This is a genomic window from Pseudomonas mosselii (genome assembly GCF_005796105.1).
GTDB classification, from domain to species: Bacteria; Pseudomonadota; Gammaproteobacteria; order Pseudomonadales; family Pseudomonadaceae; genus Aquipseudomonas; species Aquipseudomonas mosselii_C.
Genome location: NZ_VAUO01000009.1, coordinates 80,115 through 103,559, shown reverse-complemented (window position 1 = coordinate 103,559; position 23,445 = coordinate 80,115). Strand labels below are relative to the sequence as shown.

Annotated in this window: 20 protein-coding genes; 11 read left to right on the top strand and 9 right to left on the bottom strand. The window is 63.7% G+C overall.

The genetic code is table 11. The annotated features are described in order from the left end of the window. Positions 1-118 precede the first annotated feature (118 nt). The 5 genes from FEM01_RS18275 to FEM01_RS18255 all read right to left on the bottom strand — a co-directional run bounded on the left by FEM01_RS18275 (position 119) and on the right by FEM01_RS18255 (position 5,840). Positions 119-853, bottom strand: a complete 735-nt coding sequence (locus FEM01_RS18275; RefSeq protein ID WP_138220883.1) for a phosphoadenylyl-sulfate reductase — start codon at positions 851-853, stop codon at positions 119-121. Positions 854-976: 123 nt separating this feature from the next. After that, positions 977-2,320, bottom strand: a complete 1,344-nt coding sequence (gene pabB / locus FEM01_RS18270) for an aminodeoxychorismate synthase component I (protein WP_138220882.1) — start codon at positions 2,318-2,320, stop codon at positions 977-979. Between the two features lie 462 nt (positions 2,321-2,782). Beyond that, positions 2,783-3,763 (bottom strand): alpha-L-glutamate ligase-like protein, encoded by a 981-nt coding sequence (locus tag FEM01_RS18265; RefSeq protein WP_138220881.1) that lies wholly within the window; start codon positions 3,761-3,763, stop codon positions 2,783-2,785. Next, positions 3,763-5,298 carry an inactive transglutaminase family protein gene (locus tag FEM01_RS18260; RefSeq protein ID WP_138220880.1) on the bottom strand — a complete coding sequence of 512 codons (1,536 nt, stop codon included), beginning with the start codon at positions 5,296-5,298 and terminating at the stop codon, positions 3,763-3,765. The genes FEM01_RS18265 and FEM01_RS18260 overlap by 1 nt, the downstream gene beginning before the upstream one ends. A 5-nt stretch (positions 5,299-5,303) precedes the next feature. Beyond that, positions 5,304-5,840: an ATP-dependent zinc protease family protein gene (locus tag FEM01_RS18255; RefSeq protein ID WP_138220879.1), complete on the bottom strand. Its 537-nt coding sequence runs from the start codon at positions 5,838-5,840 to the stop codon at positions 5,304-5,306. Between the two features lie 285 nt (positions 5,841-6,125). Here FEM01_RS18255 and FEM01_RS18250 point away from each other — a divergent pair, with 285 nt between their 5' ends. The 5 genes from FEM01_RS18250 (at position 6,126) to prpF (ending at position 13,040) form a co-directional block, all read left to right on the top strand. Then, on the top strand, positions 6,126-6,842 hold the full coding sequence (locus FEM01_RS18250) for a GntR family transcriptional regulator (RefSeq protein ID WP_138220878.1): 717 nt from the start codon (positions 6,126-6,128) through the stop codon (positions 6,840-6,842). Beyond that, on the top strand, positions 6,839-7,729 hold the full coding sequence (gene prpB, locus FEM01_RS18245; RefSeq protein WP_138220877.1) for a methylisocitrate lyase: 891 nt from the start codon (positions 6,839-6,841) through the stop codon (positions 7,727-7,729). The genes FEM01_RS18250 and prpB overlap by 4 nt, the downstream gene beginning before the upstream one ends. Positions 7,730-7,900: 171 nt before the next feature. Next, positions 7,901-9,028: a bifunctional 2-methylcitrate synthase/citrate synthase gene (prpC, locus tag FEM01_RS18240; protein ID WP_138220876.1), complete on the top strand. Its 1,128-nt coding sequence runs from the start codon at positions 7,901-7,903 to the stop codon at positions 9,026-9,028. A gap of 157 nt (positions 9,029-9,185) precedes the next feature. Then, positions 9,186-11,774: a Fe/S-dependent 2-methylisocitrate dehydratase AcnD gene (acnD, locus tag FEM01_RS18235; RefSeq protein ID WP_138220983.1), complete on the top strand. Its 2,589-nt coding sequence runs from the start codon at positions 9,186-9,188 to the stop codon at positions 11,772-11,774. Between the two features lie 75 nt (positions 11,775-11,849). Then, positions 11,850-13,040 (top strand): 2-methylaconitate cis-trans isomerase PrpF, encoded by a 1,191-nt coding sequence (prpF, locus tag FEM01_RS18230; protein ID WP_138220875.1) that lies wholly within the window; start codon positions 11,850-11,852, stop codon positions 13,038-13,040. A gap of 255 nt (positions 13,041-13,295) precedes the next feature. On the opposite strand, the gene acnB is transcribed toward prpF, so the two are convergent. Continuing rightward, positions 13,296-15,905: a bifunctional aconitate hydratase 2/2-methylisocitrate dehydratase gene (gene acnB, locus FEM01_RS18225; RefSeq protein ID WP_138220982.1), complete on the bottom strand. Its 2,610-nt coding sequence runs from the start codon at positions 15,903-15,905 to the stop codon at positions 13,296-13,298. A gap of 406 nt (positions 15,906-16,311) precedes the next feature. On the opposite strand from acnB, the gene FEM01_RS18220 reads away from it, so the two are divergent. Then, a complete protein-coding gene (locus tag FEM01_RS18220) occupies positions 16,312-16,791 on the top strand; it encodes a DUF1289 domain-containing protein (protein WP_138220874.1) in 480 nt (159 codons plus the stop codon). 66 nt (positions 16,792-16,857) lie between these two features. Here the strand turns inward: FEM01_RS18220 and queD are convergent, their stop codons facing one another. Beyond that, positions 16,858-17,214: a 6-carboxytetrahydropterin synthase QueD gene (queD, locus tag FEM01_RS18215; RefSeq protein WP_011533154.1), complete on the bottom strand. Its 357-nt coding sequence runs from the start codon at positions 17,212-17,214 to the stop codon at positions 16,858-16,860. A gap of 53 nt (positions 17,215-17,267) precedes the next feature. Further along, entirely contained in the window at positions 17,268-18,347 is a 1,080-nt protein-coding gene (locus FEM01_RS18210; protein ID WP_138220873.1) for a patatin-like phospholipase family protein, read from the bottom strand. Positions 18,348-18,544: 197 nt separating this feature from the next. Here FEM01_RS18210 and FEM01_RS18205 point away from each other — a divergent pair, with 197 nt between their 5' ends. The 5 genes from FEM01_RS18205 to FEM01_RS18185 all read left to right on the top strand — a co-directional run bounded on the left by FEM01_RS18205 (position 18,545) and on the right by FEM01_RS18185 (position 22,559). Further along, positions 18,545-18,853 (top strand): PepSY domain-containing protein, encoded by a 309-nt coding sequence (locus tag FEM01_RS18205; protein WP_138220872.1) that lies wholly within the window; start codon positions 18,545-18,547, stop codon positions 18,851-18,853. Then, a complete protein-coding gene (locus FEM01_RS18200; protein WP_138220871.1) occupies positions 18,853-19,167 on the top strand; it encodes a PepSY domain-containing protein in 315 nt (104 codons plus the stop codon). Before FEM01_RS18205 ends, FEM01_RS18200 begins: the two co-directional genes overlap by 1 nt. Further along, positions 19,168-19,836 (top strand): response regulator transcription factor, encoded by a 669-nt coding sequence (locus tag FEM01_RS18195; protein WP_138220870.1) that lies wholly within the window; start codon positions 19,168-19,170, stop codon positions 19,834-19,836. Further along, a complete protein-coding gene (locus tag FEM01_RS18190) occupies positions 19,833-21,152 on the top strand; it encodes a sensor histidine kinase (protein ID WP_138220869.1) in 1,320 nt (439 codons plus the stop codon). Before FEM01_RS18195 ends, FEM01_RS18190 begins: the two co-directional genes overlap by 4 nt. Before the next feature lie 249 nt (positions 21,153-21,401). Then, entirely contained in the window at positions 21,402-22,559 is a 1,158-nt protein-coding gene (locus FEM01_RS18185) for an HPP family protein (RefSeq protein WP_138220868.1), read from the top strand. Here the strand turns inward: FEM01_RS18185 and FEM01_RS18180 are convergent. Continuing rightward, positions 22,533-23,399: a LysR family transcriptional regulator gene (locus tag FEM01_RS18180; protein WP_138220867.1), complete on the bottom strand. Its 867-nt coding sequence runs from the start codon at positions 23,397-23,399 to the stop codon at positions 22,533-22,535. The two genes, FEM01_RS18185 and FEM01_RS18180, sit on opposite strands and share 27 nt — an antisense overlap. Positions 23,400-23,445: the final 46 nt, after the last annotated feature.

Here is a 23,445-nt window from a genome sequence, read left to right as displayed (position 1 = left end):
CTTGTTGCTTGCAGCTTGCAGCTTGCAGCTTGCAGCTTGCAGCTTGCAGCTTGCAGCTTGCAGCTTGCAGCTTGCAGCTTGCAGCTTGCAGCTTGCAGCTTGCAGCTTGCAGCGGCCCTCAAGCCTTGCTGATCAGGTTGCCGGCGTGCAGCCCGCATTCCTTCTGCGTCGACTCTTCCCACCACCAGCGACCTTCGCGCTCGTGCTGGCGCGGCAGCACCGGGCGCGTGCAGGGTTCGCAGCCAATGCTGATGAAGCCGCGCTCATGCAGGCTGTTGTAGGGCAGCTCAAGCATACGGATGTAACCCCAGACTTCCTCGCTGGTCATCTGCGCCAGGGGGTTGAACTTGTACAAGGTACGCTCGGGGGTGGAGAAGGCGCTGTCGATCTCCAGTGCTGCCACGTGGCTGCGGGTACCCGGGCTCTGGTCGCGGCGCTGGCCGGTGGCCCAGGCGCTGACGGTGGACAGCTTGCGGCGTAGCGGCTCGATCTTGCGTACGCCGCAGCACTCGCCGTGGCCATCCTTGTAAAAGCTGAACAGGCCCTTTTCCTTAACGAACGGGTCGAGCTTGTCGCGGTCAGGGCTGAGGATCTCGATGGGCAGGTTGTACTGCTCGCGTACCTGGTCGATGAAACGGTAGGTCTCTGGGTGCAGGCGCCCTGTATCGAGGCTGAACACCTTGACCTGCTTGTTCAGTTTCCAGGCCATGTCCACCAGCACCACATCTTCGGCGCCACTGAAGGAGATCCACAGATCATCGCCAAAGTGCTCGAAGGCGAGCTTGAGAATCTCCTGCGGGGACTTGCTGGCGTAGGTCGCGGCCAGGGCGGCGACGTCGAAGGGTTGGCTCATCAGGCGGTTTCCATCGGTTAAGTGGCGCTGTGCGCTCGTAGTGGGCAAATGGTAACAAAAAAAGTCGGAGTAGACCGGCTGAACCTGTGGGCGCGGGCTGGCTCGCGAAGCTGGCGCCTGCGATCACAAGCCCTGCAGGGTCTGCATCAGTATCCGTACCTTGGCGATCGATTCTTCATATTCCGCTTGCCAGTTCGAGTCAGCCACCACCGCGCCACCGCCCCAGCAGCTCACCTGTCCGTCCTTGATCAGCAGGCTGCGAATGGCGATGGAGCTGTCCATCTCGCCGCGTACGTCCACGTACAGCAGCGAGCCGCAGTACAGTGCCCGGCGCGCAGGCTCCAGCTCGTCGATGATCTGCATCGCGCGGATCTTCGGTGCGCCCGTGATCGAGCCGCCCGGGAAGCTGTCGCCGATCAGGGTCAGCGCGTCCTTGCCGGTGGCCAGGCGCCCAGTGACGCTGCTGACCAGGTGATGAACGTTCGGGTAGCTCTCCAGGCTGAACAGCTCGGGCACTTGCACCGAGCCGATCTCGCATGTCCGGCCAATGTCGTTGCGCAGCAGGTCGACGATCATCAGGTTTTCCGAGCGGTCCTTGGGGCTGGTCAGCAGCTCGGCTGCGTTACGCGCATCTTCTGCCGGGTCGCTGGCGCGCGGACGGGTGCCCTTGATCGGGCGGGTTTCGACCTCGCGCTGGTGGACGCGGATGAAGCGCTCGGGCGAGAAACTCAGCAGGGCGCTGTCGGTCCCCAGCTGTTGGTAGCCCGAGAATGGCGTCGGGCAAACGGCCCGAAGGGCCTGGTAGGCGTGCCACGGGTCGCCCTGGCAGGGGGCGCGGAAGCGTTGCGTGAGGTTGATCTGATAGCAGTCGCCGGCCTGGATATAGCGCTGTACCTGGTCGAAGGCTGCACGGTACTGCTCGGCGGACAGGTCGCCGGTCATTGGCGCGAGCAGCGTGAAGGGCTCAGCGGGAGCCTCGGCAGGGGCTTCGAACAGTTGGATCAGTCGCTGGCGCTCAGGCTGGTTCAGGCGGGGATGGAACACCAAATGACTGGTGCGCAACTGGTGGTCGCAGAGCAGTGCCCAGGCATACAAGCCCAGTTGTGCGTCAGGCAGCCCCAGGTCGTCCACCGCCAGCGCTGGCAATGGCTCCAGGCGACGCCCGAAATCGTAGCTGAGGTAGCCGATCAGGCCCCCGGCAAATGGCAGCTCGCACCCTGGCGGTAACTGGGCTTCGCCGAGGTCGGCCAGCGCTTGGCGCAGCCGTTGCAGATAGTCGCGGCCATCTTCGCCAGGTTGCGTGTGCAACTGCTGCAGCGGCCAGGCGCTGAGCAGGTCGAAGCGGCCGCGCTCGGCACCGGGGCGGGCACTGTCGAGCAGGATCGCGCCGGGTGCGTTGCGCAGGCGTGCGAAATAACAGGCTGGGTCGGCTTGGTAGGGCAGGGGATGGAGGGTACAGGTCGGCATCAGGATGGACGGCGATGAAAAAGCAAGGAGGGCGATTGTAGACCTGTGTAGGAAACGCGCCTAGCGCTGCGGGCGACATTCATATGCTGAGCGAAGACGCGTGGCCCGAGGATCGATACAAAAATCCTGTAGGAGATCACCCAGCCCTTTGGGCTGCGCTGTCGCGCAGAGAACTGATTTCGCAAGCGCTCCGCGTACCCTGTGGGAGCGGCGGTTCGGCGCCCCGACTTGCCCGCGAAGCAGGCGACTCGGTGGATGGCACCGGCTTTGCCGGTGTTCGCGGGCAAGCCCGCTCCCACAGATTCCTTCTAAATCAACAAGTTATGTGTAGTTCTATGAGAGCGGCCTTGTGTCGCGAAAGGGCCGCAAAGCGGCCCCAGGTTTTCAGCGCAAAAGCTGAAATAGCCGGGGCTGCTACGCAGCCCTTTCGCGACACGAGGCCGCTCCTACAGGGGGCGTGTGTTAATTCGGTTGGACGTGGCCGAACAAGCCCTGCGCCACCTTGATCCGCTGCTCGGCGTCTTCGCTGCGACCCTCCTTGGCCAGCATCTCCAGGTGCGCTTCGATGGCGTGGGTGCGCTGGGTCAGCCCGCAATCGTTGGCGATCTGGATGTTCAGCCCGGGGCGGGCGTTCAGTTCCAGAATCAGTGGCCCTTTGTCCTGGTCCAGCACCATGTCCACGCCGATGTAGCCCAGGCCGCACAGCTCGTAGCAGCTGGCGGCGAGCTTCATGAAACCATCCCAGTTCGGCAGTTGCACACCGTCCACCGCATTGGTGGTGTCCGGGTGCTTGCTGATGATCCTGTTCAGCCAAGTGCCGCGCAAGGTGACGCCGGTTGCCAGGTCCACGCCCACGCCGATGGCGCCCTGGTGCAGGTTGGCTTTGCCGCCAGACTGACGTGTCGGCAGACGCAGCATGGCCATCACCGGGTAGCCCATCAGCACGATGATGCGGATGTCCGGTACGCCTTCGTAGCTGATGCTTTTGAAGATCTGGTCGGGGGTCACGCGGTATTCGATCAGTGCACGGTCGCGATGCCCGCCAAGCGAATACAGGCCCGTGAGGATGCTCGAGATCTGGTGCTCGATTTCCTCATGGCTGATGATCTTGCCCGATACGGTGCGGTAGCGGTCCTCGAAGCGGTCGGCGATCACCAGGATGCCGTCACCACCTGCGCCTTGCGCGGGCTTGATGACAAAGTCGCTGCGCCCGCCGATGATTTCGTCGAGCTTCTCGATCTGCTTCTCGGTCTCGATGATGCCGTACATCTCCGGCACATGGATGCCGGCCGCCAGGGCGCGCTCCTTGGTGATGATCTTGTCGTCGACGATCGGGTACAGGTGGCGCTTGTTGTACTTCAGGACATAGTCCGCGTTGCGCCGGTTGATGCCCATGATGCCCCGGGCTTCCAGGGCCTTCCACGTCTTGATCAGTCCGAACATCAGCCGTCAGCCTTCTTCAGGAATGCCTTGAAGCGAACGAGCTCGGTCAGGCGGTAGCCGCGGTAGCGACCCATCGCCAGCATGAAGCCCACCAGGATCAGCAGCACGGCCGGGAAGGTGAACACGAAGTACACGGCCTCCGGTACGGTCATCAGCAGGTGCGCCAACGAAGCGGCGAACAGGGTGCCGATGGCCACTTTCATGGCATGCCCGCCACCGCGCTCTTCCCAGGTGATCGACAGGCGTTCGATGGTCATGGTCAGGATCACCATCGGGAACAGTGCCACCGACAGTCCACGCTCCAGCCCCAGCTTGTGGCTGAACAGGCTGATGGCGGCGATCAGCACCACCACGAAGGTCAACACCACCGACAGCCGCGGCAGCATCTGCAACTTGAGGTGTTCGAGGTACGAACGCAGCGACAGGCCCAGCGCGGTGATCACCGTGAACAGCATGATGCCAAAGCCCAGTTGCGTCTCGCGGAAGGCCAGGGCGATCAGTACCGGGGTGAACGTGCCCAGGGTCTGGATGCCGATCAGGTTGCGCAGGATCAGGATGACCAGCACGCCGATCGGGATCATCACCATGATCATGAACGTCTGCTGGGTCTGTAGCGGCAGGCCGTACAGCGAGTACTCGAGGAAGTCTGCGTCGGTGTTCTCGTCGGTCAGCTTGGCCAAGCGGATGGCGTTCATCTCGCTGTTGTTCATGCTGAAGGTCACATTGGCCTTCTTGCCGCCATCGACGCTGATCAGGTTGTCGTCACCGGTCCACCACAGCAGCCGGTCAGCCGGCAGGCCCTGTTCGCCGGTGTCCGGGTTGAAGTACAGCCAGTCGTTGCCGTTGAAGCTGCGCAGCCACAGTTCCGGGGTTTGTGGGGTGTCGGCCACCAGGCGGATGGTGTGCACCTTCTCCAGCGGTACGTGGGCGATGGACAGCAGCAGGTCGATGACCTGGGCCTTTTTCATCGACGACGTGTCGCCGGCCAGCAGCAGCTTGACGTTGTCGTCGTTGAGGTTATTGACCCGCTTGATGGTCTCGCCCACGAAGGTCTCGACGTCGGCCGAGTGTTGGCGGATCGGTGCCAGCAGCGCTTCGGCGGCGATCTTCTCGGGGCCCTCGACGGCCAGGCTGTCGCGGAAGGTCGGGCCCTTGACCTTGGTTTTTTCGTTGCTGTAGCGCTTGGTCAGCACCAGGCGGTAGTACAGAGTCTGGTTGCCGCTGGCGCGGCGCGCCGACCAGGTGACCTTGCGGTTGCCATCGGCACGGTTGACGCTGACTCCGTAGTTGTTGGAGATGAAGCTCTCGTTGAGGCTCACGTAGTCGCGGTTCAGCGGGGGCACGAACATCTGCACCTTGACCGGGTCCTTGGCGCTGGCGACGAACTCGACCTTGGCGTCGATGTTCCACAGATCGTCGGTTTCGTCCTCGGTCACCGGGATGCCCAGGGCGAAGATCTGATAAGCCGTGATGGCCACGCCCAGCAGCACCAGGACGGTGATCAGGACTTTCAGGTGAAGGGTAAGAGAGCGCATCGGGGTTACTCTGCTTTAGGAGCTTCGGTGGCGCAGGCAGGCTTGCCGGCCGCGTATTTAAGGCTTGGATCGACCAGTGCGTCCATGTGCTTGAGGGCCTCGGAGCCGATCAGCAGCGGGAACTGGAAGGCGCTGCGGTCGGTGAGGTTGACCTCGATGGTGCGTTGGGTCTGGCCCATGCAGATATCGAGCTCGATGACCGGTCGGGCGGTGTAGGCCTTGCCGGATTCGGCGTCGTAGTCCCCGGCGCGGCGCTTGATCTTGCTGACGCGGGCCAGGGGGCGTTCGATAGGGTGTTCGTGGGCGGCGTCGATGGCCAGGTAGAAGCGCACCCAGCTTTCGCCGTTGCGTTTGAAACGCTTGATGTCACGGGCGCTGAGCGAGGCGGTCTTGGCCCCGGTGTCGAGCTTGGCCGCCACTTCCAGGTCGAGTTCGCCCAGGCGGGCGTATTCGTTCAGGCCATAGACGGTCTTCTGCGCTGCGGGCGCGAGGGCCGGCAGCACAGCGAGGCAGAGCAGCAGTGAAGCGGGTATGGGTCTCATAATCCTGGCGCGGTGCTGTGCGGGGTTCTGGGCAAGGCGACTGGCCAAGCATCCTTAATTGACTGTCAAGCATGAAAACATGACAGGCAGACGATCCATGCTCCGATTAAAGAGCGCGGCATTCTATCACGCCGATGTGCTGACGCCAGCGCGCCCGCGTTCAGACCACAGTACAGCGGGGTAAGTTCGTTATTAGACGATTGTCGACAATGTTGTTTTTGTCTTTGACGTTGAGCTTATGTTTGTCTAGTTTTGCCCGCATGGATGTTAAAGGTGTCGACAATCATGTTGGATGTAGCTTCCGCCGCTGCCGCCTCGCCCGAGGAGACCGAGACACTTTCGGAGAACGTCTTCCGGCGTATCCAGGCGGCGATCGTCAAAGGTGAGATCGCGCCTGGCAGCAAGATCTCCGAGCCAGAGTTGGCGCGTACCTACGGCATCAGTCGCGGCCCGCTGCGCGAGGCGATTCACCGGCTCGAAGGCCAGCGCCTGCTGGTGCGGGTCCCGCACGTGGGCGCGCGGGTGGTTTCGCTGAGCCATGCCGAGTTGATCGAACTGTACGAAATTCGCGAGTCGCTCGAGGGCATGGCGTGCCGCTTGGCCGCCGAACGCATGACTCAGGCCGCCATCGATGAGTTGCGCCACGTGCTCGACACCCACGAGCGCGACGCCGCGTTCCAGGCCGGGCAGGGCTACTACCAGCAGGAAGGCGATTACGACTTCCATTATCGAATCATCCAGGGCAGCGGCAACCAGACCCTCTACAAGATGCTGTGTGGCGAGCTGTACCAGCTGGTGCGCATGTATCGCATCCAGTTCTCCAGCACGCCCAACCGACCACGCCAGGCCTTCGCCGAGCACCATCGCATCCTCGATGCCATCGAAAGCCGTGACGGCGAGTTGGCCGAACTCCTGATGCGCCGCCACATTGGCGCGTCCAAGCGCAATATCGAGCGTCATTATCAAGGCGCCGACAACAATAGCCCACGAGGTGAGTCATGACAGTCAAGAGCACGCCCGGCCAACGTTTCCGCGACGCGGTTGCCGCCGAACATCCGTTGCAGGTGGTCGGGGCGATCAACGCCAATCATGCCCTGCTGGCCAAGCGCGCCGGGTTCAAGGCCATCTACCTGTCCGGCGGCGGTGTCGCGGCAGGCTCGCTGGGCTTGCCGGACCTCGGTATCAGCGGCCTGGACGATGTGCTGACCGATGTGCGGCGCATCACCGATGTCTGCGACCTGCCGTTGCTGGTGGATGTCGACACCGGTTTTGGCGCTTCGGCGTTCAACGTTGCGCGTACCGTGCGCTCGATGAGCAAGTTCGGCGCTGCGGCGATCCACATCGAGGATCAGGTGGGTGCCAAGCGCTGCGGCCATCGTCCGAACAAGGAGATCGTCAGCCAGCAGGAGATGGTCGACCGCATCAAGGCTGCGGTGGATGCGCGCAGTGACGACAGCTTCGTGATCATGGCGCGGACCGATGCCCTGGCAGTCGAAGGCCTGAACGCCGCCCTGGACCGCGCCGCTGCCTGCATCGAGGCCGGTGCCGACATGATTTTCCCGGAAGCCATCACTGAACTGTCGATGTACAAGACCTTCGCAGACCGCGTGCAGGCCCCGATCCTGGCCAATATCACCGAGTTCGGCGCGACGCCGCTATATACCACCGAAGAGCTGGCCTCGGTGGACGTGTCGCTGGTGCTGTACCCGCTGTCGGCGTTCCGCGCCATGAACAAGGCCGCCGAGAACGTCTATCACGCGCTGCGCCGTGACGGCACGCAGAAGAACGTGATCGACACCATGCAAACCCGCATGGAACTCTACGACGCCATTGGCTACCACGCCTTCGAGCAGAGCCTGGATGCGTTGTTCGCGCAGAAGAAGGGCTGAAGATTCAAGATTTTGGTTGGAGCGGCTGGCCTCTTCGCGGGCAAGCCCGCTCCCACAGGGTTATCACTGATGCAAGGTTTAGGTGCAGGCTTGCGCCGCGAAGAGGCCGGTACAGGCCATCCGAATTAGCCAGAAAGACTTCCATAACAAGTTCAAGAAAGGAGAAACCCCATGGCCGAAGCAAAAGTACTCAGTGGCGCGGGCCTGCGTGGCCAGGTCGCCGGCCAGACCGCGCTGTCGACCGTCGGCCAGGCCGGCGCCGGCCTGACCTACCGCGGCTATGATGTGCGCGACCTGGCCGCTGGCGCCGAGTTCGAGGAAGTGGCCTACCTGCTGCTGTACGGCGAGCTGCCCAGCCAGGCTGAGCTTGCCGACTACAAGCGCAAGCTCAAAGGTCTGCGTGACCTGCCCCAGGCGCTCAAGGAGGTGCTCGAGCGCATCCCTCGCGACGCCCACCCGATGGATGTGATGCGCACTGGCTGCTCGGTGCTCGGCACTCTGGAGCCTGAACTGACCTTCGGCGCCCAACACGACAAGACCGACCGCTTGCTGGCGCTGTTCCCGGCGGTGATGTGCTACTGGTACCGCTTCACCCATCATGGCGTGCGCATCGACTGCAACAGCGACGAAGACACCCTTGGCGGCCACTTCCTGCACCTGCTGCATGGCAAGCAGCCCAGCGCGCTGCACGTCAAGGTGATGAACGTGTCGCTGATCCTCTACGCCGAACATGAGTTCAACGCCTCGACCTTCACCGCCCGCGTGTGCGCCTCGACCCTGTCGGATCTTTACTCGTGCATCACCGCTGCCATCGGTTCGTTGCGCGGCCCGCTGCACGGTGGCGCCAACGAGGCGGCGATGGAGCTGATCGAGCGCTTCCAGAGCCCGCAGGAGGCTGCCGCCGAGCTGCTGCGCATGCTCGAGCGCAAGGACAAGATCATGGGCTTTGGCCATGCGATCTACAAAGAGTCCGACCCGCGCAACGAGGTGATCAAGGGCTGGTCGAAGCAGTTGGCCGATGAGGTCGGTGACAAGGTGCTGTACCCAGTCTCCGAAGCAATCGACAAGACCATGTGGGAGCAGAAACGCCTGTTCCCCAATGCCGACTTCTACCACGCCTCGGCGTACCACTTCATGGGTATCCCGACCAAGCTGTTCACGCCGATCTTCGTGTGCTCGCGCCTGACCGGCTGGGCCGCGCATGTGTTCGAGCAACGTGCCAACAATCGCATCATCCGCCCGAGCGCCGAGTACGTCGGCGTTGAACAGCGCGCGTTCGTGCCGATCGAGCGGCGTTGAATAGAAACAGAGAGGCAACCCGTTCCCTTGTGGGAGCGGGCTTGCCCGCGAATGCGCCCGGATGGGTAACGTCTGTGGACCTGCTGACGCATTCGCGGGCAAGCCCGCTCCCACAGGGGCGGTAGAACCTTCCGAACCCTGTGACCGAGCCTGAATGATGAACACTGCATACCGCAAACCCCTGCCAGGCACCGCCCTGGACTATTTCGATGCCCGTGCTGCGGTCGAGGCGATCAAGCCCGGCGCCTACGATGGCCTGCCGTACACCTCCCGCGTGCTGGCCGAGAACCTGGTGCGCCGCTGCGATCCGGCCAGCCTCGATGCCTCGCTCAGCCAACTGATCGAGCGCAAGCGTGACCTCGACTTCCCATGGTTCCCGGCGCGCGTGGTGTGCCATGACATTCTTGGCCAGACCGCCCTGGTGGACCTGGCCGGCCTGCGCGATGCGATTGCCGACAAGGGCGGCGACCCTGCCCAGGTCAACCCAGTGGTGCCGGTGCAACTGATCGTCGACCACTCGCTGGCCGTGGAGTGCGGCGGCTTCGATCCGCAGGCGTTCGACAAGAACCGCGCCATCGAAGACCGGCGCAACGAAGACCGTTTCCACTTCATCAACTGGACCAAGCAGGCGTTCAAGAACGTCGACGTGATCCAGCCGGGCAACGGCATCATGCACCAGATCAACCTGGAGAAGATGTCGCCTGTGGTACACAGCGACCGTGGCGTGGCTTACCCGGACACCTGCGTCGGCACCGACAGCCACACCCCGCATGTCGATGCCCTTGGGGTCATCGCCATCGGTGTCGGCGGCCTGGAGGCCGAGAACGTGATGCTCGGGCGTGCTTCGTGGATGCGCCTGCCGGAAATCGTCGGCGTCGAGCTGAGCGGGCGCCTGGCGCCGAACATCACCGCCACCGATCTGGTGCTGGCCCTGACCGAGTTCCTGCGCAAGCAGAAGGTCGTCGGTGCCTACCTCGAATTCCACGGTGAAGGGGCGCGCGCCCTGACCCTGGGCGACCGCGCCACCATTTCCAACATGGCGCCTGAGTACGGTGCCACGGCGGCGATGTTCGCCATCGATCAACAAACCCTCGACTACCTCAAGCTGACCGGTCGCGACGATCAGCAGGTGCAACTGGTGGAAACCTACGCCAAGGCCGCAGGCCTGTGGGCCGACAGCCTGGCCAAGGCCGAGTACGAGCGCACCCTGAGCTTCGACTTGTCGAGCGTGGTGCGCAACCTGGCCGGCCCGTCCAATCCGCACGCCCGCGTTGCCACCAGTGAGCTGGCGGCCAAGGGCATCGCCGGGGCCTGGGAAGAGGTGCCGGGGCAGATGCCCGACGGTGCGGTCATCATCGCGGCCATCACCAGTTGCACCAACACCAGCAACCCGCGCAACGTCATCGCCGCAGGCCTGCTGGCGCGCAACGCCAACCGCCTCGGGCTGATGCGCAAACCTTGGGTCAAGTCCTCCCTGGCGCCGGGCTCCAAGGCTGTGCAGTTGTATCTGCAAGAGGCGGGGCTGGAAAAGGAGCTGGAGCAACTGGGCTTCGGTATCGTTGCGTTCGCGTGCACCACCTGCAATGGCATGTCCGGCGCGCTGGATCCGCGGATCCAGCAGGAAATCATCGACCGCGACCTGTATGCCACTGCCGTGTTGTCGGGTAACCGCAACTTCGATGGGCGCATTCACCCCTACGCCAAGCAGGCGTTCCTGGCCTCGCCGCCGCTGGTGGTGGCGTATGCCATCGCCGGGACCATCCGTTTCGACATCGAAAAAGACGTGCTGGGTGTGGTCGATGGTCAGCCAATCCGCCTCAAGGATATCTGGCCCAGCGATGAGGAAATCGACGCGGTTGTGCGTGCGGCGGTCAAGCCTGAGCAGTTCCGCCAGGTCTACATCCCAATGTTCGCCATCGAGGAGGATCGCGGGCCGAAAGTCCCGCCGTTGTACGACTGGCGCCCGATGAGCACCTACATCCGCCGCCCGCCGTATTGGGAGGGCGCGCTGGCCGGCGAACGCAGCCTGCGCGGCATGCGCCCGCTGGCGGTGCTGCCGGACAACATCACCACCGACCACCTGTCGCCGTCCAATGCCATCCTGCTGGACAGTGCCGCTGGTGAGTACCTGGCCAAGATGGGCCTGCCCGAGGAGGACTTTAACTCCTATGCCACCCACCGTGGCGACCATTTGACCGCCCAGCGCGCGACCTTCGCCAACCCCAAGCTGTTCAACGAGATGGTGCGCAACGACGACGGCAGCGTGCGTCAAGGCTCGCTGGCGCGCATCGAGCCCGAAGGTAAGGTCACGCGGATGTGGGAGGCCATCGAGACCTACATGCAGCGCAAGCAGCCGCTGATCATCATCGCCGGTGCCGACTATGGCCAAGGCTCGTCGCGAGACTGGGCGGCCAAGGGGGTGCGCCTGGCCGGTGTCGAGGCGATCGTCGCCGAAGGCTTCGAGCGCATCCACCGTACCAACCTGGTGGGCATGGGGGTGCTGCCGCTGGAGTTCAAGCCGGGCACCAATCGCAAGACCTTGCAGCTCGATGGCAGTGAGACCTACGACGTGGTCGGCCAGCGCACGCCACGGGCCACGCTGACCCTGGTGGTGACCCGGCGTGATGGCGAGCGGGTCGAGGTGCCGGTGACCTGCCGCCTGGATACTGCCGAGGAAGTGTCGATCTACGAGGCCGGTGGGGTGCTACAGCGCTTCGCCCAGGATTTCCTGGAAGGCACCGCCTAATCAACTAGCGACATGGCCCCAGTGGGAGCAGGTTCGTCCGCGCCTGCTGGGCGCCGTGCAAGACGGGAATTGACCATGGCTCACGTTGCACAAATCCGAATCCCTGCCACCTACATGCGCGGTGGCACCAGCAAGGGTGTGTTCTTTCGTCTGCAAGACCTGCCTGAGGCCGCGCAAATCCCGGGGCCGGCCCGCGATGCGCTGTTGCTGCGGGTAATCGGCAGCCCCGACCCGTATGCCAAGCAGATCGATGGCATGGGCGGAGCGACGTCCAGCACCAGCAAGACGGTGATCGTCTCCTCCAGCATCAAGCCCGATCATGATGTCGACTACTTGTTCGGCCAGGTATCGATCGATACCGCGTTCGTCGACTGGAGTGGCAACTGCGGCAATCTGTCCGCTGCGGTGGGCTCATTCGCGATTGCCAACGGTCTGCTCGCGCCAGAGCGCGTGCCGCGCGACGGTATCGCCACGGTGCGGATCTGGCAGGCGAACATTGGCAAGACCATCATCGCGCATGTGCCGATCACCGACGGCCAGGTGCAGGAAACCGGCGATTTCGAGCTGGACGGCGTTACCTTTCCTGCTGCCGAGGTGCAGTTGGAGTTCCTCGACCCTGCGGCAGACGAAGAGGGCGGCGGCGGGGCGATGTTCCCCACTGGCCATCTGGTGGATGAGCTGCAAGTGCCGGGCATCGGTACGTTCAAGGCGACGTTGATCAATGCTGGCATCCCGACCATCTTCATCGATGCGGCAGACCTTGGCTACAGCGGCACCGAGCTGCAGGAGGCGATCAATGGCGACCCTGCGGCGCTGGCGCGGTTCGAGACCATTCGCGCATACGGTGCGCTGCGTATGGGCCTGATCGAGCACATCGACCAGGCGGCAGGGCGCCAGCACACGCCGAAGGTGGCGTTCGTCGCCAGGCCTGTGTCGTACACCGCTTCCAGCGGTAAGCCGGTCGCGGCAGAAGACGTGGACCTGCTGGTGCGTGCGTTGTCGATGGGTAAGCTGCATCACGCCATGATGGGCACGGCAGCGGTGGCCATTGGTACGGCGGCGGCGATTCCTGGAACGCTGGTCAACCTCGCGGCCGGGGGCGGTGAGCGCAGTGCGGTACGTTTCGGGCACCCATCGGGCACGCTGCGTGTCGGCGCGGCGGCGCAGCAGGTGGACGGTCAGTGGACGGTGACCAAGGCCATCATGAGCCGCAGCGCGCGGGTGTTGATGGAGGGGTGGGTGAGGGTGCCAGGCGACTGCTTCTAGGGGCGTGCCGGGGCGCCTTGTAGCCTCTGCTGAATCCAGTCGCAGATCGTGCGCGCGGCTGAAGCCTCGGGCCGCTACGCGCCCCTTCGCGGCACGAGGCCGCTCCTACACCGGGGTCGTGCCAGAACTGCGCGATGCCCGAATCAACGCCGCCCTCCCAGCGATTCCAAGGCAAAAAAAAGAAGCCCCGGCTCTCACCGGGGCTTCTTCTTGCCGCTTGTAGCTTACGGCTTGTAGCTTACAGCTTGTCGCTGATTACGCCTGAACGACCGGGATCTTGGCGTTGGCCGCCGCTTCACGGAACTCGGCGATCTGGTCGAAGCTCAGGTAGCGGTAGACGTCGGCAGACATGCTGTCGATATCCTTGGCGTACTGCATGTACTCCTCGACGGTCGGCAGTTTGCCGATGATCGAAGCGACGGCAGCGAGTTCTGCCGAGGCCAGGTACACGTTGGTGGCATCGCCCAGACGGTTCGGGAAGTTACGGGTCGAGGTGGACACTACCGTGGAGCCGGTCTGCACACGTGCCTGGTTACCCATGCACAGCGAGCAGCCTGGCATTTCCATGCGCGCGCCAGCCTTGCCGTAGATGCCGTAGTAGCCTTCTTCGGTCAGCTGGTGGGCGTCCATCTTGGTTGGCGGTGCCAGCCACAGACGGGTCGGAATACCGCCCTTGACCTTTTCCAGCAGCTTGCCAGCGGCACGGAAGTGGCCGATGTTGGTCATGCACGAGCCGATGAACACTTCGTCGATCTTCTCGCCCTGTACCGAGGACAGCAGGCGGGCATCGTCCGGGTCGTTCGGTGCGCAGAGCACAGGCTCTTTGACTTCGGCCAGGTCGATCTCGATGATCTCGGCGTATTCGGCATCGGCGTCGGCCGACAGCAGCTCAGGCTTGGCCAGCCAAGCTTCCATCGCCTGGGCGCGGCGCTCCAGGGTGCGGGCATCGCCGTAGCCTTCGCCGATCATCCAGCGCAGGAGGGTGATGTTGGACTGCAGGTACTCGGCGATGGCCTTCTCTGGCAGCTTGATGGTGCAGCCAGCAGCGGAGCGTTCAGCCGACGCATCGGACAGCTCGAACGCTTGCTCGACGGTCAGGTCGTCCAGGCCTTCGATTTCCAGGATGCGGCCGGAGAAGGCGTTTTTCTTGCCTTTCTTCTCGACGGTCAGCAGGCCCTTCTGGATCGCGTAGTAAGGGATGGCATGGACCAGGTCACGCAGGGTGATGCCGGGTTGCAGCTTGCCCTTGAAGCGCACCAGGATCGACTCCGGCATGTCCAGCGGCATGACGCCGGTGGCTGCGGCGAAGGCGACCAGGCCGGAACCGGCCGGGAACGAGATGCCGATTGGGAAACGGGTGTGCGAGTCGCCACCAGTACCCACGGTGTCAGGCATCAGCATGCGGTTCAGCCAGCTGTGGATGATGCCGTCGCCTGGACGCAGCGACACGCCGCCACGGGTGCGGATGAAGTCTGGCAGGGTGTGGTGGGTGGTGACGTCGATCGGTTTTGGATAGGCCGCGGTGTGGCAGAACGACTGCATGACCAGGTCGGCGGAGAAGCCCAGGCACGCCAGGTCTTTCAGCTCGTCACGGGTCATCGGGCCAGTGGTGTCCTGGGAGCCGACGGTGGTCATCTTCGGCTCGCAGTAGGCACCTGGGCGCACGCCCTGGCCTTCTGGCAGGCCGCAGGCGCGACCGACCATTTTCTGCGCCAGGGTGAAGCCCTTGCCGCTGTCGGCAGGTTGCTCTGGCTTCTTGAACAGATCCGAAGCGCCCAGGCCCAGTTCGGCGCGGGCTTTTTCGGTCAGGCCACGGCCGACGATCAGCGGGATACGGCCGCCAGCGCGGACTTCGTCGAGCAGCACTTCGGTTTTCAGCTCGAACTGGGTGACCAGTTCGTCGCTGCCGTTGCGGCGTACTTCACCTTTGAATGGGTAGACGTCGATGATGTCGCCCATGGCCAGGTTGGTGCAGTCGAACTCGATCGGCAGGGCGCCGGCGTCTTCCATGGTGTTGTAGAAGATCGGGGCGATCTTGGTGCCGAAGCAGAAGCCACCGGCACGCTTGTTAGGTACGTACGGGATGTCGTCGCCGAAGAACCACAGCACCGAGTTGGTCGCCGATTTACGCGACGAACCAGTACCGACCACGTCACCGACATAGGCTACTGGGTAGCCTTTGGCCTTGACCGCTTCGATCTGGGCCAGCGGGCCGACCGAACCGGGTTGCGAAGGCTCGATGCCGTCACGGGCCATTTTCAGCATGGCCAGGGCGTGCAGTGGGATGTCAGGGCGCGACCAGGCGTCCGGTGCCGGCGACAGGTCGTCGGTGTTGGTTTCGCCCGGGACCTTGAACACGGCCAGGGTGTACTTCTCGGCGATGGCGGGACGCGAGGTGAACCATTCGCCCGCTGCCCAGGATTCCAGCACGGCCTTGGCGTGGGCGTTGCCGGCCTTGGCTTTTTCGGCGACATCGTGGAAGGCATCGAACATCAGCAGGGTGTGCTTGAGCTGCTCAGCCGCGACGGCGCCCAGGTTGGCGTCATCCAGCAGCGTTACCAGCGTTTCGATGTTGTAGCCGCCCTGCATGGTGCCCAGCAGCTCGGTGGCGCGCTTGGCGTCGATCAGCGGCGAGGTGGCTTCGCCCTTGGCCAGGGCAGAGAGGAAAGCGGCCTTGACGTAGGCAGCTTCGTCGACTCCAGGCGGAACACGGTGGGTGATCAGGTCTACGAGGAAGGCTTCTTCGCCGGCCGGCGGGTTTTTCAGCAGCTCGACCAGGCCTGCGGTTTGTTCGGCGTTAAGCGGCTGGGGCACGATACCCAGAGCGGCACGCTCTTCGATGTGTTTGCGGTAGGCTTCAAGCACAGTTATTACCCTCATCAGTGGTCCCTAAAGGGGGTCCGGGACGCTCATCCAGCATTCCATGCACCCATGCGCGGCGACGGCTTTGTGAGCCGCCCAACCAGGGTCGCAGAGAATCCTTACAGAAGCTGTTTTCAAAGTTTTACGCCTGTAGAACGGAAGGCTGATGAGGGGTTGGTGCGGGACATGCGCAAGGCCTGGCCCGAACCAACGCCGTTCTACCGGATGAACTGTGCTCGTGACGCTTTGAAAACAGCTTCCAACGGACATTGTTGCCTTGAAAAGGCGGGACGATTCTACGGCAAAAAAAGCCAGTTGGTAAGGCGGCGAACATGACTTTAACGGATGACCCTGGTTAGACAAAGGGCTAACATGGCGCGGTGTTCCGTTGTCAGACCGTTGTTCACCCATGTCCAACCAGTCCATCAAGACCCCTTGCGTCGGCCTGTGCTCCACCGTTTATGGAGACCTGGTGTGCCGTGGCTGCAAGCGTTTCCACCATGAAGTGATCCACTGGAACGGCTACGACGAGGAGCAGAAGCGCGCCGTCTGGTTGCGCCTGGAGCAGTTGCTGGTGCAGGTGATGATGGCCAAGCTCGAAGTGTTCGACAAAGCCTTGCTGCGCCAGCAGCTGGAGCAGCGCTCGATCCGTTTCGTCGGGCATCAGTCGGAATATTGCTGGGCCTACCAGCTGATCGCCCGTGGCGCGCGGATGATCCGCGAGCTGGAAGCCTACGGGATGGTGCTGCTGCCGGAGTTCCGTAATTGGGAGCTGCCGCAACTGCGAGACGCCATCGATCGGGAGTTTTTCTTGCTCTCGCAAGCGCACTATCAGCGCTATATCGCCCCGAGCTTTCTGCGTGATGCACTGGATCGCGGGCCGGATTGAGGCGTTGCGCCAAACGCAGCGCGCCTGTCGCGGGCAAGCCCGCGACAGGCGCGCTGAAAACCCGAATCAGTCGCCGGTGTACTCGCAGCCGCTTGTGCAGGTTTCGTGGATACGCACCTTCGACAGCTCCGGCAGCAGCGGCTTGACCTGTTCCCAGATCCACTTGGCAATGACTTCGCTGGTGGGGTTCTCCAGGCCAGGGATGTCGTTCAGGTAGTTGTGGTCCAGTTGCTCGTAGATCGGCTTGAAGATCGCCTTGATCTCCGAGAAATCGCGAATCCAGCCGGTGTGCGGGTCGAGCGGGCCGGTCAGGTGCAGGGCAACCTTGAACGAGTGGCCATGCAGGCGGCCGCACTTGTGGCCAGCCGGGACGTTGGGCAGGCGGTGGGCCGATTCGAAAGTAAATTCCTTGAAGATTTCCACGCTGTCATGACTCTGTGTGTAACGAAGTTGCGCGCAGTCTACCAGCATGCCCGCTACAAGGCTTGCAGGCGATCGTGCAACTGCCCGGTGGCAATCAATTCGAGCAGTTCGTCCCCCAGCCTGCGGCTCTCGGCGATGGCTTTGTACCAATAGCGCTTGCGGCTAGGTGCATCGCCCATGAAACGCTTGAAATCCTGGCGGTCGGGTAGCTTGCCGTAGGGCAGGGTGGCCAGGTACTGCGGCGAAGGCGTCATCAACAGCACGTTCTGCAGGCGTGTGGCATCGCCTCGGCGCCACGGCAGGGCCTTGTCGAACCAGCCGGGCACCACTTTGTCGGTGAAATGCGGGTACAGCACCAGGTCGTCGCCCAGGTAGGGTAGGTCGAGGTGGTAGTCCAGCAAGCCGCCGTCGCGGTAGGTGCCGGCGCCAGCGCCGGGAATGTCGCGCACCCCCTCCATGACCATCGGGATCGAGCCTGAGGCCAGCAGGGCATGGCGCAGATTGGCCAGGTCCAGTGGCAGGCAGCGTGACGGGAAGTCGGTGAGCGCTTGCAGGGGCGGTGCGGCCCGCCCATCGTGCAGGATAACCCGCTCGAAGTGCCGGGCCAGGTTGGCGCGACCTAGCAGGTTACTGGCCAGCACCGAACCCAGGCCCACCCCGAGCCGGCCACGGTGGTCGTGGGCCAGTTGGCCGTGGCTTTTGACCACCAGGATGTTCAGGCGGTAATGGGGGCTGGCGAGGATCTGCCCGTCGCGGCCTTGCAGCAGGTCGTCGAGCATGCGCTGGCAGCTCTGGCTGATCTCGCGCGGCGTGACACCCTTGGCGAAGTCCTGCTCGGTGTACAGCTCGCCGAGCCGGCGCAGGCCCGCCACAGGGTCGTCGAGGCAGGCACTGGCGAACCGCCAGGAGCCGATGGAGGCACCGATCAGCGCGCGTTGGCGCGGTGCCGACGGCAGCCATTCACCGAACAGCGCCAAGTCCAGGCCCTGGATGCCGAGGGGCTTGGGGCCGCCCGCAGCACCGGGTAGTACACCGACATCCTGCGCCTGCAAGCCACGCTCGCGGATTCGCTGCAAAGCGCGTTGGCCGGCCTTGAAGGTCAGCGCGGGGTATTTGATGTGGATGGCGCTCATGGCAGGTCCCTTGGGTAACAGGCCATGCAGTATAAAGGCAGATTGCCTTGGCGCACGGCGCGCAGCCTTGCCTGGGCTGGTTCAGGCTGTCTGCGCAGCTGCGCTATCATGGCGCCAGCTGTTTTCAGGTTGAGTTAAGCACGGCTGGTTAATCTTAACCCCGTAGACAACTTGCACCCCTGTGAAGGAGAGACCCCATGAAGACTTTGACTGCCCTGTTCACTGCCGCTGCCCTGACTTTCGGTGCCAACGCCGCCTTCGCCAAGGACGTGCAGCCCGATGAAGTGGTCAAGCTGGTGAACGCCAAGACCATCAAGTCGCTGGATGAACTCAAGGCCAGTGCCGTGGCCAAACACCCCGGCGCTAGCGTGACGGATTCGGAGCTGGAAAACGAATACGGTCGCTATATCTACAAGGTCGAACTGCGTGACGCGCAGAACGTCGAATGGGACGTCGACCTCGATGCCAAGACCGGCGAAGTACTGAAGGACGAGCGAGACAACTGATGACCGAGTTACCGCGAACGGCGCGCTACCTGGCCTTGGCCCTGCTGGCCGTCTGTTCGCTGGCCAGTGCCCGTGACCTGGACCAGGATGAAGCCCTGACGTTGCGCCAGGAGGGCGTCATCCTGCCGTTCGAGCACTTGCTCGACAGTGCCCTGGGGCGTTACCCCGGGGCGCGCTTGCTGGAGGCGGAGTTGGAAGAGAAGCATGGCCGCTACGAGTACGAAGTCGAGCTGCTCACGCCCCAGGGTGTCGTGCGCGAGATCAAGCTGGACGCCCGTACCGGTGCGTTGCTCAAAGACGAGGAAGACGACTGAATGCGCCTGTTGCTGGTCGAAGACAATGTGCCCCTGGCCGACGAACTGACCACCGCCCTGCAGCGCCAGGGCTATGCGGTGGACTGGCTGGCCGACGGCCGCGATGCGGTATACCAGGGCCAAAGCGAGCCTTACGACCTGATCATTCTCGACCTGGGGCTGCCGGGATTGCCCGGGCTCGAGGTGCTGACCCAGTGGCGTGCCGCGAACCTGGCCACCCCAGTGCTGATTCTCACTGCCCGGGGGTCGTGGGCCGAGCGTATCGAAGGGCTCAAGGCGGGGGCCGATGACTACCTTACCAAGCCCTTTCACCCGGAAGAGCTGCAACTGCGTTTGCAGGCATTGTTACGCAGGGCCAAGGGTCTGGCCAACCAACCTAAGCTTGAGGCTGCGGGCCTGCATCTGGACGAGTCGCGGCAGTGCGTGAGCCGTGAAGGGGTGGACATCCAGCTGACCGCCGCCGAGTTTCGCCTGTTGCGTTATTTCATGCTGCATCCAGGGCAAGTGCTGTCCAAGAGCCACCTGGCCGAACACCTCTACGATGGTGAAACCGAGCGCGATTCCAACGTGCTCGAAGTGCACGTCAACCACCTGCGCCGCAAGCTTGGCCGCAGTGTGATCGAGACCCGCCGTGGCCAGGGCTACGTGTACGCCGGGAGCCCTGCGTGAAGTCGATCCAGGCGCGCCTGAGCCTGGGCTTGGTAGCCGTGTTGGTGGTGGTGGGCCTGGGCTTGGCGCAACTGACGCTGTGGCTGTTCGAGGCCGGTCTGCAACGCTACCTGGAAACCGGCCTGCGCAAGGAAAGCGAGAACCTGCTGGTGGCGCTGGTGCGTGGCCCGGATGGCTTGCAACTGGACGAGCGACGGATCTCCTCGGCCTATCAACGGCCGTTCTCGGGCCACTACTTTCGCATCGATTTCGACAAGGGCACCTGGCGCTCGCGCTCGCTGTGGGATCTGGACATGCCCAAGCCACAACGCCCGGGCCTGGACGATGGCCACGAGCTAGGCCCAGAGGGCCAGCAACTGCTGGCTTATCGCGGAGACTACCGGCGTCTGGGCCAGGACATTTCCATCAGCGTGGCGCAGGACTATTCGCCGGTGCGTGACGGGTTCCGGCGCATGCAGCAGATTGGCCTGGGCCTGGGGCTGGTGGCGCTGGTGCTGGTGCTGGTGTTGCAGCGCATCACCGTGACCCGCTCGTTGCGTCCGCTGGAACGCGCGCGCCAGCAGATCGCCCAATTGCAGCAGGGCCAGCGCTCGCAGCTGGATGCCCAAGTGCCAGTGGAGCTGCAACCCTTGGTGGACCAGATCAACCATCTGCTGGCGCATACCGAGGACAGTTTGCGCCGTTCGCGTAACGCCTTGGGCAATCTGGGGCACGCCCTGAAAACGCCGCTGGCGGTGTTGTTGAGCCTGGCGGCGAGCGAGCGCCTGCAAGCGCTGCCCGAGGTGCAGGCGCAACTGCGCGAGCAGTTGGAGCAGATCCAGCAACGCCTGGCCCGTGAGCTAAATCGCGCGCGCCTGGCCGGCGACGCGCTACCGGGTGCGCAGTTCGACTGCGACGCCGAGTTGCCGGGTTTGCTGGCCACATTGGGGATGATCCATGGCGAAGGCTTGCTGCTGGCCCATGATGTGCCGCCTGGGTTGCTGTTGCCGTGGGACCGCGAAGATCTGCTGGAGCTTTTGGGCAACCTGTTGGACAACGCCTGCAAGTGGGCCGACAGCGAAGTGCGTCTGGGGGTTGAATCGAATCCAGACGGTTATCGCCTGTGGGTCGATGACGATGGCCCAGGCATCCCCGAAGGCCAGCGTTTACAGGTGCTGGAGCGTGGCTCACGGCTGGACGAGCAGGTCGATGGTCACGGTCTGGGCCTGGGCATCGTGCGCGATATCGTCGAGGCCTGGGGCGGGCGCATGGCCTTGCTCGACAGTCCGCTGGGCGGTTTGCGGGTGAGTATCGAGTTGCCGCGCAGGCAGCGTTGATTGGGTACGCCCCTGTAGGCGAGGCATACAGGTCACGTCATCGACCCTGCAAAAAAATTGCACTTCAAACGCACTTTTTTGAATTAGCCCCCGTCCGGCCCGCCCGGCACAATCCCTACCCACGAAACCTGCGCGGTTTCCATCTCTCCATGGACGGAGCCCCTTGCGTTATTGCCTTGGCAATACAGGGCCCAGGCCGGTTGTGCTGGGCTTTTCTTTTTAATCAAACAGTCGACCCCGCTTATTTCGATGTCTGCCTCGCGTTATGAAAATCGCTTACAGCGCCTGCTGCCAGCACCGTTGAACATGCCTGCGAAAGAATGGCTGCGTGCCGGCGTTGGTGCGCTGGTTAGCCTGTTTCTGGCCGGTTATGTGTGCAGCCTGGCATTTGGTCCGGCCATCGCCCTGCATCTGCTCGGCCCATTGGCAGCCTCGGCGGTGCTGGTCTTTGCCGTTCACTCCGGCCCTCTGGCCCAGCCCTGGCCGGTGCTGGGCAGCTATGGCGTGGCCTGTGCCGTGGGGCTTGGCATGCGCCACGGCTTTAGCGATGGCGCCTGGGTGGCCGCCGCCGCGCTGGGCCTCAGCATCCTGGTGATGGGGCTGTTGCGCTGTCTACATCCGCCTGGAGGCGGGGTGGCGGTGAGCGCCGTGTTGGCCGATCCGGGGCTGGTGGCCATGGGCGACCATCTGATCGAGCCTGTCATGCTCAATGCGCTGATACTGGTGATCGTGGCGGTGCTCTACAACCGCCTCACCGGGGTGCGCTACCCCAAAGGTGCGGCGCCACGCAAGACGCCCCATCATACCCATGATCCGCTGCCGGACGAGCGGGTCGGCATCCGCGGCGAGGACCTCGACCAAGCCCTGGAAGACATAGGCGAATTCGTCGACGTCACCCGCGACGAGCTGGAACGTATCATCCTGGCAACCGAGCAGCACGCGTTGCAACGCAGCCTGAACGGCATCACCGCCGCCTCCGTGATGTCCCGCGACGTGCAGTCGGTGACCCCGCGCACCACCCTCGAACAGGCCTGGAAGCTGCTCGCGGACCATCACCTGAAAAGCTTGCCGGTGCTTGAAGGCGGTCGTTTGGTCGGGGTGGTCGGGCTCGGCGATCTGATCGGCCCGGCCATGGCGCGTGGATGTTTCAGCTGGCGCGCGGTGCTACGGCGCAAGAGCGTGCGCCTGGGGCAGGTGATGAACCGGCAGGTGGTGAGTGTCAGTAGCCGCCACCCGCTGGAGCGCTTGCTACCGCTGTTGGGCGAGCAGGGCCAACACTGCCTGCCTGTCCTCGACGAGGGCCGTCTGGTGGGGGTGATTACCCAGACTGACCTGATTGCCGGCCTCAAGCGCCAGTTGCTCAGCGCGTACGGGCAGGCCTCAGATCAGCGGGTCCCAGCGCTGTGACCAGTCGCTCTGGCCGGCCGCCACCAGCCGGCGCAGCACGCCGAAGGCCTGTTGCAGTGCTTCGCTGTCGCACTTGCGGGCGTACACCAGGAAGGTCGGGTAGGTGAATTCCGGGGCCTGCGGGACCCGTTCGAGCACCCCGCCTTGCAGGTAGCTTTGCACCACGCGCGTGCGGAAGTAGCCGCTGCCGCCTTGGTCGAGGATGAACTGCAACGCCAGCGGTCCGAGGTTGAAGCTCAGGGCCGGGCGCGACAGTTCGGGCAGGGCGGCGTCATGCTGGCGGCGGAAGGCCTCGCCCCAGTCGATGTAGATGTACGGCTCGGGCGCATCGGCGCGGCGGATGCGGATCAGCTTCTCCTCCATCAGCTGTTCCACTTGCAGCCCCGGCCCATAGGTGGGCTGGTACACCAGTGCTGCGTCGAGCAGGCCCATCTCCACCTTGCGCAGCAGTGATTCGCCGTCGCTGACCTCGCTGCGGATGGCGTGGCTGGGCAGCGCGTGGTGCAAGGCGCTGACCCAATCGAGCATCATCGGATTGCCCAGGCTCACCTCGCCGCCGACATGCAGCACCTGCTGACAACCCTGGGGCAGCGGTAGGTCGCGGCGCGCGGCCTCCCAGGTTTGTACCAGTTGGTTGGCATAGGTGATGAACGCTTCGCCGTCGCGGGTCAACGTCGCGCCGGTGCGGCTGCGCACGAACAGCTGGCAGCCCAGTTGCTGTTCCAGGCGCTGAACCCGTGCGGTAATGGCGGTTTGGGATACGAACAGGCGCTCGGCAGCGGCGGCCAGGCTGCCGCTGCGGATGATTTCCAGGAAGGTTCGGGCCTGATCGATGTCCATGTGCCTGCTCTGATGAGGGGAGGGGGCTCATTCTAGGGCGGATCGC

Coding starts and splice junctions, on each gene's coding strand:
- FEM01_RS18275 (WP_138220883.1), bottom strand. CDS start 853: ATGAGCCAACCCTTCGACGTCGCCGCCCTGGCCGCGACCTACGCCAGC.
- FEM01_RS18200 (WP_138220871.1), top strand. CDS start 18,853: ATGACCGAGTTACCGCGAACGGCGCGCTACCTGGCCTTGGCCCTGCTG.
- FEM01_RS18220 (WP_138220874.1), top strand. CDS start 16,312: ATGTCCAACCAGTCCATCAAGACCCCTTGCGTCGGCCTGTGCTCCACC.
- FEM01_RS18180 (WP_138220867.1), bottom strand. CDS start 23,399: ATGGACATCGATCAGGCCCGAACCTTCCTGGAAATCATCCGCAGCGGC.
- acnD (WP_138220983.1), top strand. CDS start 9,186: ATGAACACTGCATACCGCAAACCCCTGCCAGGCACCGCCCTGGACTAT.
- FEM01_RS18205 (WP_138220872.1), top strand. CDS start 18,545: ATGAAGACTTTGACTGCCCTGTTCACTGCCGCTGCCCTGACTTTCGGT.
- FEM01_RS18210 (WP_138220873.1), bottom strand. CDS start 18,347: ATGAGCGCCATCCACATCAAATACCCCGCGCTGACCTTCAAGGCCGGC.
- FEM01_RS18260 (WP_138220880.1), bottom strand. CDS start 5,298: ATGCGCTCTCTTACCCTTCACCTGAAAGTCCTGATCACCGTCCTGGTG.
- prpB (WP_138220877.1), top strand. CDS start 6,839: ATGACAGTCAAGAGCACGCCCGGCCAACGTTTCCGCGACGCGGTTGCC.
- pabB (WP_138220882.1), bottom strand. CDS start 2,320: ATGCCGACCTGTACCCTCCATCCCCTGCCCTACCAAGCCGACCCAGCC.
- prpF (WP_138220875.1), top strand. CDS start 11,850: ATGGCTCACGTTGCACAAATCCGAATCCCTGCCACCTACATGCGCGGT.
- FEM01_RS18185 (WP_138220868.1), top strand. CDS start 21,402: ATGTCTGCCTCGCGTTATGAAAATCGCTTACAGCGCCTGCTGCCAGCA.
- FEM01_RS18265 (WP_138220881.1), bottom strand. CDS start 3,763: ATGTTCGGACTGATCAAGACGTGGAAGGCCCTGGAAGCCCGGGGCATC.
- FEM01_RS18255 (WP_138220879.1), bottom strand. CDS start 5,840: ATGAGACCCATACCCGCTTCACTGCTGCTCTGCCTCGCTGTGCTGCCG.
- prpC (WP_138220876.1), top strand. CDS start 7,901: ATGGCCGAAGCAAAAGTACTCAGTGGCGCGGGCCTGCGTGGCCAGGTC.
- FEM01_RS18195 (WP_138220870.1), top strand. CDS start 19,168: ATGCGCCTGTTGCTGGTCGAAGACAATGTGCCCCTGGCCGACGAACTG.
- FEM01_RS18250 (WP_138220878.1), top strand. CDS start 6,126: ATGTTGGATGTAGCTTCCGCCGCTGCCGCCTCGCCCGAGGAGACCGAG.